This is a genomic window from Flavobacterium lacus (genome assembly GCF_003268815.1).
Lineage (GTDB): Bacteria > Bacteroidota > Bacteroidia > Flavobacteriales > Flavobacteriaceae > Flavobacterium > Flavobacterium lacus.
In genome coordinates, this window is sequence record NZ_QLSV01000001.1 from 264,740 (window position 1) to 281,969 (window position 17,230).

The 17,230-nt window shown below is 32.5% G+C and carries 14 protein-coding genes; 12 read left to right on the top strand and 2 right to left on the bottom strand.

What is annotated here, in order from left to right; translation table 11 throughout:
* Nucleotide 1: 1 nt before the first annotated feature.
* Together B0I10_RS01205 and B0I10_RS01210 are read right to left on the bottom strand one after the other, a co-directional pair.
* Nucleotides 2–1,525, bottom strand: coding sequence for a type I restriction-modification system subunit M (locus B0I10_RS01205; RefSeq protein ID WP_112084655.1), 1,524 nt, complete (start codon nucleotides 1,523–1,525; stop codon nucleotides 2–4).
* A 1-nt stretch (nucleotide 1,526) separates the two neighbouring features.
* On the bottom strand, nucleotides 1,527–2,084 hold the full coding sequence (locus B0I10_RS01210; protein ID WP_112084656.1) for a restriction endonuclease subunit S: 558 nt from the start codon (nucleotides 2,082–2,084) through the stop codon (nucleotides 1,527–1,529).
* 126 nt (nucleotides 2,085–2,210) lie between these two features.
* Between B0I10_RS01210 and B0I10_RS01215 the strand changes: the two genes are divergently transcribed.
* From B0I10_RS01215 to B0I10_RS01275, 12 genes are all read left to right on the top strand, one after another.
* Nucleotides 2,211–3,209, top strand: coding sequence for a hypothetical protein (locus B0I10_RS01215; protein WP_112084657.1), 999 nt, complete (start codon nucleotides 2,211–2,213; stop codon nucleotides 3,207–3,209).
* Nucleotides 3,210–3,317: 108 nt separating this feature from the next.
* A complete protein-coding gene (locus B0I10_RS01220; RefSeq protein ID WP_112084658.1) occupies nucleotides 3,318–3,614 on the top strand; it encodes a helix-turn-helix domain-containing protein in 297 nt (98 codons plus the stop codon).
* 2 nt (nucleotides 3,615–3,616) lie between these two features.
* Entirely contained in the window at nucleotides 3,617–4,108 is a 492-nt protein-coding gene (locus B0I10_RS01225; RefSeq protein WP_112084659.1) for a ribbon-helix-helix domain-containing protein, read from the top strand.
* 6 nt (nucleotides 4,109–4,114) lie between these two features.
* Nucleotides 4,115–5,164: an AAA family ATPase gene (locus B0I10_RS01230; protein ID WP_112084660.1), complete on the top strand. Its 1,050-nt coding sequence runs from the start codon at nucleotides 4,115–4,117 to the stop codon at nucleotides 5,162–5,164.
* On the top strand, nucleotides 5,164–5,358 hold the full coding sequence (locus tag B0I10_RS01235) for a hypothetical protein (RefSeq protein WP_112084661.1): 195 nt from the start codon (nucleotides 5,164–5,166) through the stop codon (nucleotides 5,356–5,358). The genes B0I10_RS01230 and B0I10_RS01235 overlap by 1 nt, the downstream gene beginning before the upstream one ends.
* A gap of 78 nt (nucleotides 5,359–5,436) precedes the next feature.
* Nucleotides 5,437–6,396, top strand: coding sequence for a DUF6371 domain-containing protein (locus tag B0I10_RS01240; RefSeq protein ID WP_181456867.1), 960 nt, complete (start codon nucleotides 5,437–5,439; stop codon nucleotides 6,394–6,396).
* 223 nt (nucleotides 6,397–6,619) lie between these two features.
* Nucleotides 6,620–6,877 carry a GIY-YIG nuclease family protein gene (locus B0I10_RS01245; RefSeq protein ID WP_112084662.1) on the top strand — a complete coding sequence of 86 codons (258 nt, stop codon included), beginning with the start codon at nucleotides 6,620–6,622 and terminating at the stop codon, nucleotides 6,875–6,877.
* Nucleotides 6,878–6,996: 119 nt separating this feature from the next.
* Nucleotides 6,997–7,254 (top strand): GIY-YIG nuclease family protein, encoded by a 258-nt coding sequence (locus tag B0I10_RS01255; protein ID WP_112084663.1) that lies wholly within the window; start codon nucleotides 6,997–6,999, stop codon nucleotides 7,252–7,254.
* A 342-nt stretch (nucleotides 7,255–7,596) separates the two neighbouring features.
* Entirely contained in the window at nucleotides 7,597–8,559 is a 963-nt protein-coding gene (locus tag B0I10_RS01260; RefSeq protein ID WP_146740288.1) for a hypothetical protein, read from the top strand.
* A gap of 330 nt (nucleotides 8,560–8,889) precedes the next feature.
* The gene (locus tag B0I10_RS01265) at nucleotides 8,890–9,939 is read left to right on the top strand and encodes an endonuclease (protein WP_112084665.1); all 1,050 of its coding nucleotides are present in this window, start codon (nucleotides 8,890–8,892) and stop codon (nucleotides 9,937–9,939) included.
* 739 nt (nucleotides 9,940–10,678) lie between these two features.
* Nucleotides 10,679–15,958, top strand: coding sequence for a LamG-like jellyroll fold domain-containing protein (locus B0I10_RS01270; RefSeq protein WP_112084666.1), 5,280 nt, complete (start codon nucleotides 10,679–10,681; stop codon nucleotides 15,956–15,958).
* 241 nt (nucleotides 15,959–16,199) lie between these two features.
* A complete protein-coding gene (locus tag B0I10_RS01275) occupies nucleotides 16,200–17,039 on the top strand; it encodes a hypothetical protein (RefSeq protein ID WP_146740289.1) in 840 nt (279 codons plus the stop codon).
* Nucleotides 17,040–17,230: the final 191 nt, after the last annotated feature.

The window sequence follows — 17,230 nt, forward strand, 5'->3', positions numbered from 1 at the left end:
CTTAGTCAATTAATTCCTGCAAATATTTATTCATCTGTTGTTGCACTTCTTGCAACTCAACTTCCAATTTTGCAATCTCTTGTTGCACGGCTTTTATATCAATGGTAGCTTCTTCTTCAAATGTGTCAACATATCTAGGAATATTTAGATTGAAGTCGTTTTCAACAAGTTCTTCCACCGTTGCAACATAACTATATTTTTCTTGTACTATACCACTTGGCAACTTGCCTTTATGAAATTGATCATAGGTAGCAACAATTTTTGCAATATCAGTATCACGCAATTTATTTTGGTTTTTACCGCTTTCAAAATGTTTGCTGGAATCAATAAATAAAATATCGGTGTTTTTTCCTTTGTCTTTATTGAAAACCAAAATAGCTGCCGGAATACCGGTTCCAAAAAACAAGTTAGAAGGTAATCCAATGACAGCTTCTAATAAATTATCTTCAATGGTTTTTTCTCTAATTTTCCCTTCACTACTTCCCCTGAACAATACACCATGTGGAACAACTACTCCGGCTTTTCCTGTTTCGTTCAATGTTTCAATCATGTGACTGATAAAAGCCCAATCACCTTTACTTTTGGAAGGAACACCACGCCAAAAGCGATTGTAAACATCGCCAACCGCTATGTCTGCACCCCATTTGTCAAGTGAAAAAGGTGGATTTGCAACCACAGTATCAAACTTCATTAACTGGTCACCTTCTTTTAACTTAGGATTTCTGATTGTGTCCCCCCAACGAATGGTTGCATTATCAAAACCATGCAAAAACATGTTCATAACTGCTAAAGCCCATGTACTGCCGTTTGCTTCTTGTCCGTACAAAGAAAAATTGTTGCTTCCTACTTCTCTACCTGCTTTAATTAATAAGGAACCCGATCCACAGGTTGGATCACAGATTCTTGCACCGGGTTTAGACTTGGTTAATTTAGCCAACAAAGTGGAAACTTCGCTTGGCGTGAAAAATTCTCCGGCTTTTTTACCTGCATTATCTGCAAAGTTTGCAATAAGGTATTCATAAGCATTTCCAATAACATCTTCACCCTCTAAATGTGAAGGTGATAAATCTAACTCTGCAAAATCACCTAGTAGATTTTTCAAACGGGTGTTTTTATCTTTTACGTCACCTAAATTGCTACTATTAAAATCAATGTTTCTAAAAATTCCACTTCCATCTTCACTGCTTAATTTTTCTCGGTTGGCTTCTTCTAAATCAGCTAATGCAATATTAATTAATTCGCCAATGTTACCTTCATTTCTGTTTTCAAATAAATGGTCAAAACTACAATGAGTAGGAACTTGAAAACGTTCCATTTTTAAAGCTCGCTCAGTTCGGGATTCATCACTATTGTATTTTTGCATATACTCAGCTCGCTTTTCTTTGTTTACATCACTAATGTATTTTAAAAACAACATGGTCAAGATGTAATCTTTATATTGAGATGGATCAATAATACCTCTAAATGTATCACAGGCTTTCCAAACGATTTGATTGATTTCTTTCTGGTTTATTTTTTTACTCATATTATTCAATTGATTTGTATGTTAGTTGGTTGATATATTCTTGTCTTAATTTTCCAATTTGCTTTTGAATCTTTTTTTCTTGCAACTGCAATTTGTGGAGTTCTAATATAGTATTTTGTTTTGATAAATTGGGTATTGGAATTTCTATTTGTTCTAAAATGGTTTTACTTATAGAAGGGATGGATGAACCTTTTGCAAAACTCCACAATACACTTTGGGTTTGAGGATGATTTAAAAACCAAACTAAATAATCGGGCAATACAATCTTAGACTTAACCCGAAGCACTAAAAATGTTGTTGAAGCAACTGCCGGAGCATAAGCACCATCATAAGCTACAGCAAAAAAGTTTCTTCCTTTTGAAACAAATAATACATCACCCACTTTCAACAAATGAGTATTAAACTTTGAAGAATTGGTTAAAATAGGGTTCAACTTTTTATTCCACGAAAGTTGCTTGTCAAAATCTGTTGATTGTATATAAAACAAGTCAGGATTTGTGCCACTTTTGGCAAAAACTCCCGACTTCATTTGAACAATATTTTCAAGTCTCTCTAACATAAATTCTATTAGTACACTAAATACTTAATAATTTTTATGCAAAGTTACGTAATTTTTATTAATTTTGGTTAAAAATACATTAGTATTTTTTGTACTAAACACAAGCATTGAAAAAAATATAATGTTATGAGCTATTTTGGAATAATAAAAAAAGAAGAAATTGAAGGATTGACAAAAGATCAACTAGAGGATTATTTGGAGCAAAACAATTGTTATGACAATTTATTTAGCAACAAAATATTAGAGAAAATAGTAAATTCGATTCCACTTGATGAAAATAATTTTAATGAAATGCTTCATGAAACTATATTTCAACCTAAAATAGATTTAATGAACGAGTTCTATTTTTTCATTTATAATCATTACAAAGAAAAGATCATAAATTTAAAATTTAATTTTTTTCTAGAATTAGAAGAGAAATGCTTCGGAATCATTGAATTAGAAAAAAGAAAAATTGCCTTATCTGTATTTAATAATATTTACGAAAATTTAGAAATTAAATTTATAGATATTATTGGTGAAGTAAACACAGAATATGAATATAAGCATACACAACTTTTGACAGATAAAATTTTCAAAATATACATGTATCAATTATCATTTAAAAAAAGCATCTGCACAACTGAGAATATGATAAATTTCTTGATAGGTAATATCGAATTTTATGAAGACGATTTTTATAATGATAATATTGAAATTAAAAATGCTGTTTATTTTGAAATGATTGTGCAAATATTAATTGAATTAAACAATAAAAATAATTTTCATGAGGATAAATATTTCAATAACATATTTTATAATGAATGTAAATTTGAAGATAATAAGGAAATTTTTACAGAAGTTTTCGGATATGAATTCACTAAATATATTGTTCAAAACTCCACTTCTTTAAACAAAGCTGAAATTGAAAGCTTATATGAAGTATTAACAAGTCAAAATTTAGTTCACAAAAGAACAAAAGAAAAATTCCAAGAATTTGTTTATTATGAATTCAAATTAAAAATATCCAAAATTATAACTCATCCGTATAAAGCAAATTGGGAACACGATGCAAGAGTTCTATTTATGAACACTGAATACCATAAAATGAAGTTAAAAAAAAGCAATTCTACAGGTTTCTTTTAAATTTGTTAAAATCTGACATAAATCCACACCTTTCTGACATACATTTAATTTGCTGTATTACAATTTATTAAGAATATTTGAAATCAAATAATCTTAATAAATTTTAATATGAATAATGCAAATTTTTTCAAACAATTTCACAACTTAATAGATGAAGTTCGTGAAGTAAAAAACCTTCAATCTAAAACGTTACAAATTTTAGAAAGACAAAAAAACTCTACTACAAACAGTTTTACTTCTGAAGAAGAATACATTTCTGTCAAAGAGACATGCTTAATCTTAAAATGTAGCGAGGTTTCACTTTGGAAGCTCCGTAGAGACAACAAAATCCCCTATTCTCGCTTAAATCGAACGATACGATTTAAAAAATCGGATGTATATAATTATTTAAATCAAATTAAATAATTATGAAAAAAAAAGTATTAAATGTTCGTCTTTCAAACGAACTAAGGCAAAAATTGGAAGAAAAAGCAATTCAATGTAACATATCCCTCTCTGACATGATGAGGAATATGATACAGTCTAATTTGGAATTTGAAGAAATTGAACATCATAACTTAATCGAATCATTCAAAAAAGTTCGGTGTGATTCCTTTGACTTTATAATTCTAACTGCTTGGATTTTCGAAAAAAGGGTTAATTACTACGATTACAATACCAATATTTTTTTAGAAAATTTAAAAGAGATAGTTTTAAAAATACTTAAAGATGATGATTATCCAATGTCTTTAAGAAATGAATTTGATAAAGTCTATAATGATATTTTTCGTTACCGTAACGAGGAAAATAATCCAAATCGCTATTTCTATTTTGGTGTAGCGGAAAATCCAAATGCATTTAAATATAATGTTCTATTTGATTTTATATACAGTAAAGGGTTTAATATACAAATCATTTAATAAAATATGGATTATCAATTTTCCAACAAAGAATCATTCAAAGAAGAACTTGAAAAGGAATTATCTCATTCAGATGAAGATAATGTCGATTCTATTGACAATGATTGTCTAATTGTAAAAAGAGCAAATGAATGGATTAATGAAGCTAAAAAAAGACCAATTCCCAAAATGCTTTTTGGGGAATTTTGGTTTGAAAATGAATTGTGCATACTCTTCTCTGATACTAATTTAGGTAAATCAATATTAGCAGTTCAAATATGTAACAGTATCAGTAAAGGAAATGCTATCAATGGATTCAAACTTCAAAAAGAAGCTAGCAAAGTACTGTATCTTGACTTTGAATTATCAGATAAACAATTCGAAAAAAGATATTCAAATCATTTTGAAGACCATTACCAATTTGATAATAAATTTCTGAGAGCAGAAATAAACCCGGAAAAAACGGTGCCTGATCGATTTAAAAATTTTGATGAATACATTATTTATTCTATTGAGAAAAATATAATAAAACTTAATGTAAAAGTCTTAGTAATAGACAATATTACTTATTTGAGAAATGACACTGAAAAAGCAAAAGATGCACTGCACCTAATGAAGCAACTCAATGCTTTAAAAAAGAAATATGATTTATCCATTTTAGTTTTGGCTCATACGCCAAAACGTGATACCACAAAAGCCATTACTAAAAATGATCTTTCCGGCAGTAAGATGTTAATGAATTTTTGTGATAGCAGCTTTGCAATAGGCGAAAGTTTTCAAATCAAAGGCCAGAGATATTTGAAACAAATAAAACAGCGAAATACCGAACATATTTACGACACAAATAACATAGTGCTATGCCAAATCGTAAACAATTTCAATTTTTTAGAATTTCAATTTTTAGGGTTTGACAGCGAGTTCGAGCATTTAAAAGTTATACCTCAAATGCAAAATGAAGAAAGAACTTCTAAAATACTAGAATTAAAAGAACAAGGATACTCGAATGTAAAAATAGCTGAAGAATTAGACATTAGCGAGGGAACTGTCAGAAACATATTGAAAAAAGAAAATAAATAGTGACTGCAAAACTAGCATATGAAATAATTATGACCTTACCGGAGACGGAAAAGGAAATACTATTTTCTATGTTAGAACCGCACATAAAACCATTTGATATAGAAGATTTCATTGATGAAGCTCCAATGAATAAGGAACAAATTATTGAATACTTAATAAAAACAGTATTCAGTAAAAAGAAAAACAATTCGTAATACTCGTAATACTCGTAAAATTCGTAATCATTACGAGAATTACGATTGTTACGAGTTTAATAAGTAAAACATCCAGCCATGTTTAAATATTCACTCGATAAATCTAGCAAGAAATTCATTTGTCCAAGTTGTCAAAAAAAGACATTTGTTAAGTACTTTGATAATGAGAATCAAATTTATATGGAACAGCAATTTGGGAGATGTGATCGAGAAAGTAATTGTGCGTACCATTTAAAACCTTCACAAAATAACAATCTTCCTATCTATGATCATGCTTCAATATTAATAACAAAAAACCAGTCTTTTATAAATACAAATGAGGTCTCCATTCATGGAAACAATTTCAAGGAGAATAACTTTATACAATTCCTCAAAAAGTATTTCTCAGTTGAACAAATAAAAGCAGTAATCCTAAGATACCTAATTGGAACAAGTTCACATTGGAAAGGTTCAACTGTATTTTGGCAAATTGATGAACAAAATAGAGTTTACTCCGGAAAAGTAATGTTGTTTGATAAAGAAAATGGAAAAAGAGTAAAATCACCTTTCAATCATATCAATTGGATGCATAAAATTCTAAAAATTGAAAATTTTGTATTAAATCAATGTTTATTCGGATTACACTTAATCAATGAATTTAAAGGGGAAACAGTAGCAATTGTTGAATCAGAAAAAACAGCTATTATGATGAGTTTATTTATGCCAAACTATTTGTGGCTAGCAACCGGCAGTAAAACAAATTTTAAACTTGAAATGCTAAACCCGATAAAGCGATTCAAAATTATTGCATTTCCAGATATGACAGAATTTAAATCATGGGATAAAACTTCTAAGGAATTAAATAAATTAGGTTTTAGAATTAAATGCAGCCAGATTTTAGAATCTAAAAATTATCCTGAAGGATATGATTTAGCAGATGTTTATTTAGAAATCAATAATGTTAAAGAATTGACTGAAAATGACAAAACAATAAATCACTTTAGCTCTTTAAATTCTGCAATATTGGATTTAATTGAGATATTTGACTTGAGTTATTAATTTTACATTAAAACTTTTATTAAGATTAATATATTTTGATTAAATTAGCATAATTATTAGAAAATAACAGAACATCAATCCGAACACTAATTTTATTGTAAATTAATCTTATTTAAGCAAAATATAGGGTAAAACAAAGAATTTTTTAAATTCATAACCCAAAGGTCCCGAGTTCAAATCTCGGTCTCGCTACAAAGTCCCCACTAAGGGGACTTTCTTATTTATGGAATTTGTTGTTTACATTCTTTATTCTGAAAAGTTTGATAAAACCTATGTCGGTTTTACTACTTCTTTAATAGAAAGATTTAAAAGTCATAACGAATTAGCAACTAAAGGATCTACGATAAAATTCAGACCTTGGAAAGTAGTCTATTTAGAATTTTACAATTCTAAAACGGAGGCTTTGAATCGCGAAAAATGGCTCAAAACCGGAAACGGAAGAATTTTTATTAAAAATTTAAAATCTAACAACTTCTTTTAATTAAAAATATGACGACATAGCTCAATTGGTTAGAGCGTTGGATTCATATCCGCCTTGGCGGACCCGAGTTCAAATCTCGGTCTCGCTACAAAGTCCCCACTAAGGGGACTTTCTTATTTATGGAATTTGTTGTTTACATTCTTTATTCTGAAAAGTTTGATAAAACCTATGTCGGTTTTACTACTTCTTTAATAGAAAGATTTAAAAGTCATAACGAATTAGCAACTAAAGGATTTATGATAAAATTCAGACCTTGGAAAGTAGTCTATTTAGAATTTTACAATTCTAAAACGGAGGCTTTGAATCGCGAAAAATGGCTCAAAACCGGAAACGGAAGAATTTTTATTAAAAATTTAAAATCTAACAACTTCTTTTAATTAAAAAAATGATGACATAGCTCAATTGGTTAGAGCGTTGGATTCATATCCGCCTTGGCGGACCCGAGTTCAAATCTCGGTCTCGCCACTAGAGTATCACTTCGAAATTAAACGGATTAGGGTTCTTAATCCATTTTATATGCCTTCTTCTTTACTACTTTTACAAACAGTACGCCAAAACGTAAACAATTTTAAGATGCAACCCAACTACTCCAAACCACTAATCTTCAGTGGAGGCATAAATAGTAAGGAATGAAAAAGTTGACCAAATTAAAAAAGTCAACAGAAAATTCTAAACCAAATTATATATTACTTTTGAAATCTAATTTAAATAGCAAAATAATGAAACGTTTCCTCTTGTTTGGTTTTACAATGATTTCTTTATTACTTCATTCGCAAGTTTATGTCGGAGTTCCTGATTATTTAGCGGAGAAAACCAAAGCCAATAGTGCTAAAGTAATGGAACAAATAAAAGGGAGAAAAATATTATTTGTGTTACCGGATAAATTTAGTAGAGCTGATTATGAAAAACTATTGTCGGAAAGTTGGACATTTAGCGAATATGAAGTTGTTCCGATCAAAGATTTTAATGAAAATCCTTCAAAATACTTACAAGTGTCTTCAGTGGTGGCGGAATATAGTGGCTTCCTTAAAACGATTAATTACACCAATCCGAATCGTGCAATTAAAGAAGTGGACTACGTTTTTATTGATATTGAATTTTATGTTGTGAACGACATAAAAATTGGTAAAAAGGAAACAAAATATGACAAAACAATTTTCGGAAAAATTTCTTTTTGTCCCGATTATACCAGAATGCGAGACAATGGCCTGCACAGCTATATGGATATTTCGCCGGAATATTTGCGAAACTACCACTTAGGGTTTTTAAAAAATTACGTCAAAGTAATGAGTAACAATTTATCAGCAAATACGCTGTATGATGGTTATTCAGAGGTCATAAATAAATCAGAACTGAATAAACTTAAAAAGCAAAAGCTTTATATTAGTCAAGATGTTAAACAAAAAAATATTGGTCTAAATCGAGATGAACGAAACATAGAAAAACTAACTGAAGACTATAAATTTGAAAAAGTCTTTGTTTCGAATGCTGAACTAAACGAAAAAATTCAAGCAGGGGAAGTTTTTTATTATTTGTTCTATCATCAGGATAACTCCAAAAAAATTATTTCGGTAGTAAATTCACAAACAGGAGAAGTTATATACAACGCCTTGGAACGAATGTCTTTTAATGTGCAAGAAAAAGATTTTAAATCCTTACAAAAGGTTATAGAGAAGATATGATATAACTAATTTGCGTAGTTAAAGTAGCAGTGACAATTTTAAATGGTCTAAAATCGTAAAAAATCTTTATTTGCTGTAAAGCAAAAAACAAGCTGAAACTATTTTAAAACTAAAGTGAGTCTGAAACTAAACTCCGGCAAATGTCTCTCAATTTACTTAATTTCATTAAACATGAAAAGTAACAGCTGTACATTTGATCTCATAACCAATTTAGTTACGCTGTTAATAAAAAATAATGACCATAGACCGCATCTCCAATATTTAACTACAATTTAAGTATTGTCCGATAAGAATTTTTTTTTGATAGATTTAAAATTGCTAAATTTGTATATGAAACTAAAATTTCTTTTCTTACTCTTTCCGTTCCTGTGTTTTTGCCAAATCCCGGCATACTATTCCCCTGTTAATTTTAACACAACGGGAAATGAATTAAAAAATCAGTTAACAGAGTTAATCACAAATACACATACCACATTTTTACCCTATACTTCTAATGAAACGGATACATGGGACGTAATAAAACTAACCGATTTAAATCCGGAGAATACCAATAATGTATTTTTAATTTATGGGTGGGATGATAATGATCAAACAGTAATAAATGACAGAACGAGAAACAAAGAGCTTACTTGTAATTCTTCATCATGCTTTGGTCGTTGGAATCGTGAACATATTTACCCACGCTCACTGGGAATACCAAATCTTGGTTTTGAGTTCGCCGGTTCCGATGTACATAATCTTAGATCGGCAGATAGTTTTATAAACGAAACCAGAAGTAATCGTGCGTTTGATTTTGGTGCGGGAACCAATTCATACATCACTTTTGGCGGATTTTGGTATCCGGGTGATGAATGGATAGGCGATGTTGCAAGAATAGTCATGTACATGTATGTGAGATACCCTTCGCAATGTGAAGCAATACGAGTGGGTATTGGACCTACATCGTATTCCGATTTCGGAGATATGCCAAATATCTTTTTAGAGTGGAACATGCTCGATCCGGTTTCACAACACGAACGCAATCGGAATGATATACTTCAAACTATTCAAGGAAATAGAAACCCTTTTATAGACAATCCCTTCTTGGCGACTTTAATTTGGAATGGTCCACAAGCGGAGGATTCTTGGAACATACTATCCGTAAACAATTCGGCAAGTGATGCTGTGACAATATACCCAACTATAACCTATGATTATATAAATATTTCAAATCAGCAAAACCAAGAAGTAGAATACAGTGTTTACAATTATGTAGGACAATTTATTCAATCCGGAACAACTTCAGATAAAATTAATCTTGCAGAATGTGTCCCTGGAATGTATATTATTAAACTTCATACCCAAGGTGGAGTCAAAACCTACAAAGTATTTCGCAAATAAAAATGTAGCAGGCGGTAGTTTAACCCAAATGGCTCTTACTGCACCTTTCATCTTTACTAAAGAATAACCTTTTGTGGCTAGCAAGCCAAAAATAGTGGTTGTCACGATACTAAACTAAATAATATAATGCATGAATACTACAGCTATTCATTGCATCCATGCGGTATTTTTGATTAAGTAAGAAGTAATAATAAGTGTAGTGTTAAGTGCACTCCTTTCTAGTTTTCAACGCTTGATTGCACATTCAGTTTACATATTTCATGCTGAGAAATTTTATAAAAATCATGTTGGCTTTACTACTTCTAGTAGAGAACGTTTTAAAAACAAGCCTTTCTGGTAACTTCCAGCTTTACTCTAATTTGTTAATCAAACTACTAAATCAATTAAAACAAACAAATCCCTAAACTTGAATTATAAGATTTCAACTGAAATTCATCTTTTAAAAATACCGAAACGTGGTATTTATCTGCTCAGCAATAACCTAAACTAAACACGTTAGCTCATACAACCGTTGATAACCCTAATTTAACTACACTTGTTAAGCATGGAACTAACTATTCTGCTTGTGAACCTCTACCTACTTTAGGGTGATAATATAAAATCAGTAATTATTTTTTTGTAAGTTTTTTATTTATATAAAGATAAATATAATGCATTTCATCGATTATTTTATACATTTTATCGATAATATGGTTTTTGTTTTTACTTTTGAATTGTCAAAAATCAAAGCTTAAAAATAATGAAATCAATTTATCGTTATCTTTTGTTATTCACCATAACATTGTTTAATGTAACAACTTCAAATAGCCAATGTACTGGCTGCCAATACACTATTACAGTTCCAAATAATGGAATACACAACCTTACCAGCGGACAAGTTGTTTGTATTGTTGGAAATGGTACTTTTAATGGGAGGTTAGATAACTTCAATGGCAATACATTGTGTATTGGAACAGGTGTCACCTACAACCCATCATCTACACCAAACTACAATGGCAATTGGACAATCAGAAATCACGGTACTTTTCAAAACACAGGAAATTTAAATTTTAACTCCGGCACTTCTTTTTATAATGGCCCAACCGGAACAATCGCATTAGGAACCATCAATGTAAATACTGGTGTAAGTTTTGTAAACGAAGGTAATCTAACCTTAACAGGGCTCAATGTAAATTCAGGAGCAAATGCATCCTTAGGAGGAATGACGCAGATTAACGGAAATATCTCAAACAACGGAAACATCACGGTAACAGGCTCAATTACAGCCAACAATATCACCAACAACAGTTCAGGAAGAATAACTGGTGGAACAGGAACAAATTGCAACTCAATCAGAGCAAATGGCTCGTTCACTAATAACGGAGTTTATGGTCAAACAGGGAGCGGATTATTTGTTGGTAATACAGGTGGATCTATTTTATCTCCTGCAACATCGGCAATTCCTGCCGCACCAACTTCGCAACCTACAAACTTAAATTTAAGTGTAAGCGGAAATACAATTAATGGTAGTTTTACACAAACAAGCACCTCATCAAACGGTTATATTGTACTTAGAGCAATCACAACCGGTGCCGCTCCCGCTAGTACAAATCCATCCAACTTTGCCTCTTTAACCGTAGGAAATGTTATAGGTGCATGGACGGTTGTTTCTATTAATAATAGCCAAGGCAACACTACATTTTCAGATAATGTAGGAGCAACTTGCAATACGATTCACTACAGAATATATAGTTTCAATATTGCCGGCTCAACCAATTGCAGAGTTCATAATACAACCAACGTATTAACCGGAAGTATTTCAAAAAATCCTACAATAACAAATACAACACCCGGAAGTCGTTGTGGAGCAGGAACAGTGTTGTTAACCGCAACGGCAAGTTCTGGTATATTAAATTGGTATGCTACAGCTTCAAGTTCAACGGTACTTGGAACCGGTTCAAATTTTACTACTCCTTCACTAAACAGCTCTACGACATATTACGTATCTACTGTAAATGGTAGTTGTTTATCCGCTAGAGTTGCAGTAAATGCCAATGTGAATCAAATTCCTACTTTTACCTCAATCGTTTCAGGTTCAAGAGTTGGAAATGGTACCGTAAATTTAGCTGCAAGCACTTCTTTAGGTACAATAAATTGGTACACTACCCAAACCGATACTGTGCCATTTCATACAGGTTCAACCTTTACAACACCTAGTTTAAATACTACAACAATCTATTACGTTCAAATTAATAATGCTGGTTGTTTATCGGGAAAAATGCCTATTGTTGCTACAATCTTAAAAGATACAGATGGTGATGGTATAGAGGATGAAACAGACCTAGATTCTGATAACGACGGAATCTTAGATTCTATCGAATGCAAACCATGTTTAATAAACCCTTTTGAAAATGGTGATTTCGAAAACCCGGTGATTGCCAACGCTAGCTTTGCAATTCTTCCTACGAATAATGTTCCGGGATGGCAAACTAGTGCGGAAAATTTTATTGAAATTTGGAGTTCAGGTTTCAATGGGGTTCCGGCAGCATCCGGAAATCAATTCGCAGAATTAAATGCAAACGTTCCCGGAATTTTATACCAATCGTTCTGTCTAAATGGTGCCGGTGGAACAATCAACTGGTCTATCAAACACAGAGGTAGATCAGGTATTGACCAAGCCTTTGTAAAATTTGGTTCCACTTTAGCTAACGCTTTAGCCTCTGCTCCTATTGCCACAATGGTGGATGGAAACACGGCTTGGGGAACCTATTCCGGAGTGTATGTTATTCCGGAAGGTCAAACTCAAATTGTGCTTACTTTTCAAGCTGGATATACTGCTTCCGGTAGTCAATCGGTTGGTAACTTTATCGATGATGTGCAAATTGTAATCAATCAAGGATGTGTGGATACAGATAAAGATGGAATTCCGGATTATTTAGATTTAGATTCTGATAATGATGGAATTCCGGATATCGAAGAAGCAGGTTTCAAAAACAAAAGCAACCAAACTGCAACGTTTGACAAAACAGATGCGACTTTATGGGTTGATGCGAACAACAACGGATTGAATGATTTTATTGAAAACCTACTAGCAACTAACACGTACGTTATTCCTGATACCGATGGCGATTCAGTGCCGGATTATGTAGACTTAGACAGTGATAATGATTCACTTTTTGATGTAGATGAAGCGGGTTTATTAAACGGTGATGGTGATGTCAATGGTGATGGTGTAGGCGACGGAGCGGATAGCGATAGAGATGGAATTCTAGATCGCTATGACAACGCAACTGCTTTTGGAACTGTCGGAAGAGCATATGCCCAAGATACTGATGCAAACGGCGTAAGTGATTACCTTCAATTGGATGCTGATGCGGATGGTATTTTTGATATTCAAACTGGATTATATGGTCATTTAGATACAAATAACGACGGAAAAATCGACGGCACTGCCGATAACGATAGCGACGGAATTATTGATACTTTCGACACGAATACAACCCTTTTTGGCTCTCCAAGAGATTTAAACCGAAAGTTGTTTTTAGAATTTGATGGCAGAAACGATTATGCCCAAGGTGCCGCCGTGTTGGGTGGACTTTCGCAAGTGTCCGTAATGGCATGGATTAATTTGACTTCACCTTACAATGCCAACGGAATTGTAGTAGGACAAAACAGATTCTACATACGAGTGAATGCAAGCCGAAGATTACAGGTCGTCCTAAACGGAAGTGTTATATCCTTTAATACCGCTCTGGCTGCCGCTAGATGGTACCATGTGGCTGCAACACTTGGTGATGGCTTTTTACGAATTTATGTCAACGGAAGCAATGTTGTGAGCCATCCAACCACTGACGCTATAAATTCCGATAACACATTACTTACATTAGGCAAAAACCCAAGTGCAAACAATAGCTTCTTTAAAGGAAAAATTGATGAAGTGCGAATTTTCAATACAAACCTCTCAGCCGAACAAATTCAAAGAATGGTGTACCAGGAAATTGAAAATAACAACGGACAAGTGAGAGGAGCAATCGTTCCGAGAGACATCGAAGATTTACCGTTTGCCAACTTGATTCGCTATTACAGAATGGATGTTTACAAAGATGATATTATTGATGATTTAACCACACCCGGTTTTGATACAAATACTGGAATGAAAATTTTCAATCACAAAAACATAATCGGTCAACAAGCACCAATGCCTTTTGTTACTTCACAATCAGGTAATTTTGCGACAGCAGTAAATAATACTCAAAATGAAGTGCGAGGTTTAGACGTGATTGATTATAACCATGCTATTATCAGAGTAAATCACGACATTACTCAAACTGCAAACATCAGTACCATGGGATTATTTATTGATCCAAACGTAACTGTTACCATGAATAACGATACCAAACTTCAAAATGATTGGTACCTGAAATTAGATGGTAAAGTTGATTTAGAAAATCGTTCACAACTTATTCAAACAGAAAAAAGTGAATTAGACCCGACTAGCTCAGGAAGAATCGAACGTGATCAAACCGGACAAAGTAATAGATTCAATTATAACTATTGGTCATCGCCGGTAAGCTCCATCAACAATTCCACCATCAACCACGGTTATATGGTTGCCGGAGTAATGAAAGACGGAACAAACCCTGCTAACCCTATGAACATCGCTTGGGTAAGTGGAACCAATAATCCTGCAACGAGCAACCCAATTACGCTAAGTAGCTACTGGATTTTTAAATTCCAAAACGTTTCTCCAATTTATGCCAACTGGGCAACTGTGGGTCAAAACGGAGCATTATTAGCGGGTCAAGGTTATACGTTAAAAGGAAGCGGAGCAGCAAGTCCAAACCAAAATTTCACGTTCATTGGCAAACCAAACAATGGCGAAATCACCAGTTTTGTTTCGGCTAATAATTTGAATTTATCCGGTAATCCCTACCCTTCTGCCTTAGATGCGAATGAATTTATCAGTCAAAACTTAAGTGCTATTAACGGTACATTATATTTCTGGGAACATTTCCCAACTAATACTACACACAACTTAGCCGGTTACCAAGGTGGTTATGCAACCCGAAATCTTGTAGGTGGAACAGCTCCTGTTTCTCCAACTGGTGTAAGCGGTTTAGGTTCCAGTACCAGAACGCCCGGAAGATTTATTCCGGTCGGACAAGGTTTCTTTGTGAGAGGAAATGCAACAGGTGGAAGCTTTGTATTCAATAATAGCCAACGTTTGTTCATCAAAGAAAATAATACCAATTCGAATGTGCTTTTCCGCTCTGCAAATCAAAACGAGGTGACAAATGAAGAGGAAGAGCAATACGAAACAGACAATAACCAAGAAGATGCGTATACTGAAGATGAATTCATGAAAATCAGAATCGGGTTCAATTCCTATAACAATTACCACAGACAATTGTTGATTGGTTTTATGAATGAACTAGCAACCGAAGAGATTGATTTGGGATACGATGCTATTCACATCGACAACCAACAAAATGACATGTACTTTTTGCATAATGGTGTAAAACTAATTATTCAAGGGACTTCGTATTTTGATGTGAACAAAACCTATCCGTTAGGAATCAAAACCTTCGCGGCAGGAAACGTACAATTTACCTTAGACGGAACCGAAAATGTTCCCGATGACACCGAAATTTTTATCCACGATAAAACAACAGGATTATATCATTCGATTAAAAATGAACACTTTAACATCGAATTACCGCAAGGGGAAACCCACAACCGATTTGAATTAACGTTCAGAAACGGAACTTTATCAACAGGAGACTATAACTTGGATAATGAAATTGCGGTGGCCTTTACCAATGCCCAAAATCTACTAACGATAAAAAATAACTTAACCGATGTAACTGTGGAAACAGTGAGCATCTTTACGATCCTGGGTCAGACCCTTGCCACCTGGAATGTTGAAAACCAAACCCAAACCAACATTTCGCTACCGGTGAGCAACGTGAGTGCTGGCACCTACATTGTTCGTGTGCAAACAACTGCCGGAACAATTAGCAAAAAAATCATTATTAAATAGGGTTTTGATAATTGATTTTTGACACCGAAAGGCCCCTCGACGTGAGGGGCTTTTCATTTTTATATAGTTTCAAATTGTTAATTTTAAAAATATTTATTTTTGACTTTTACTATTAAAAATAGTATATATTTGATTTTAAAAAAATACCAAATTAAATTTCGCCTTTCTAACTATAATTATGTTTAATGCGAAAGTTTATTTCGGGTATGTAAAAGTTAGCAAAAATTACAGATTGAGACATATGAAAAAAACAACAATACTTTTAGCCTTGATTTTATTGAACACCATCATTTATTCTTGTTCATCCGATGATAATCCTGAACCTCAAGAAACTGAACCAACCGAAAATAGATTAGTAAAAACTGAAAAAATATCAGACACAAGAAAAGTCGATTATGTATACAATAACAACGATTTACTCTCTGGTGGGACTGGAATTTTTAATAGTTTTGGTTTTATTTTTAACTTCTCATATGACGCTACAAACAAAATAACTGAATGGAATCATCAAGAAACTGGCTCTGGAACTTTTTCAAGCAATACATTTTTCACTTATGATAATAGCGGAAATTTAATAAGTTATGACGCAGTTAATTTGACTTATAATGGTAATATTATAACAGTAACTGGAACAATAGGAGGAAATCAAAATGCTACAATCTTTCTTGAAAAGAATTTCAACGGATTAATTACAAAGTTAACTGAAAACGATAATTATACGATCTTTGAATATAATTCAGATGGAAATTTAATTGTTGCGAAAAATTACAATAATAGTAATGTATTATTGTCAACCTTTAATATAAATTATGACCAAAAATTAAATCCATTTTATGGTCAGTTGGCATCAATATACGTTGAGCGTTTTATAGAATTCTTTTATCCTTTCGACGGAATTTACATCAGCGGTTTTGAAGGTTACAGTTTTCCTTTCATCAAAAACAATATAACTTCAATTTCAGAAAATAATATTGAATTAACGACCTACAATTATACTTATGATACAGAAAATTATCCGTTACATATAATTGGAAATTCATCCACAGACACAATTGAATTTGACATAGAATATTATGAATAAAAAATGTCTGCTAAACTAGTTGCTGAAAAATCCCACTCCCAATAAACAAAAACGTTACATTTTATAAATGCCTACTTAAATATTCCAAACGAAGTTCATTTTTATCTAAATTAAGAAAACCTACAATAAACTCCCCTTCAATCCCTCAAAATCCAATTTCACTTCTAACCCAAACCAAAAAACTGTAACAA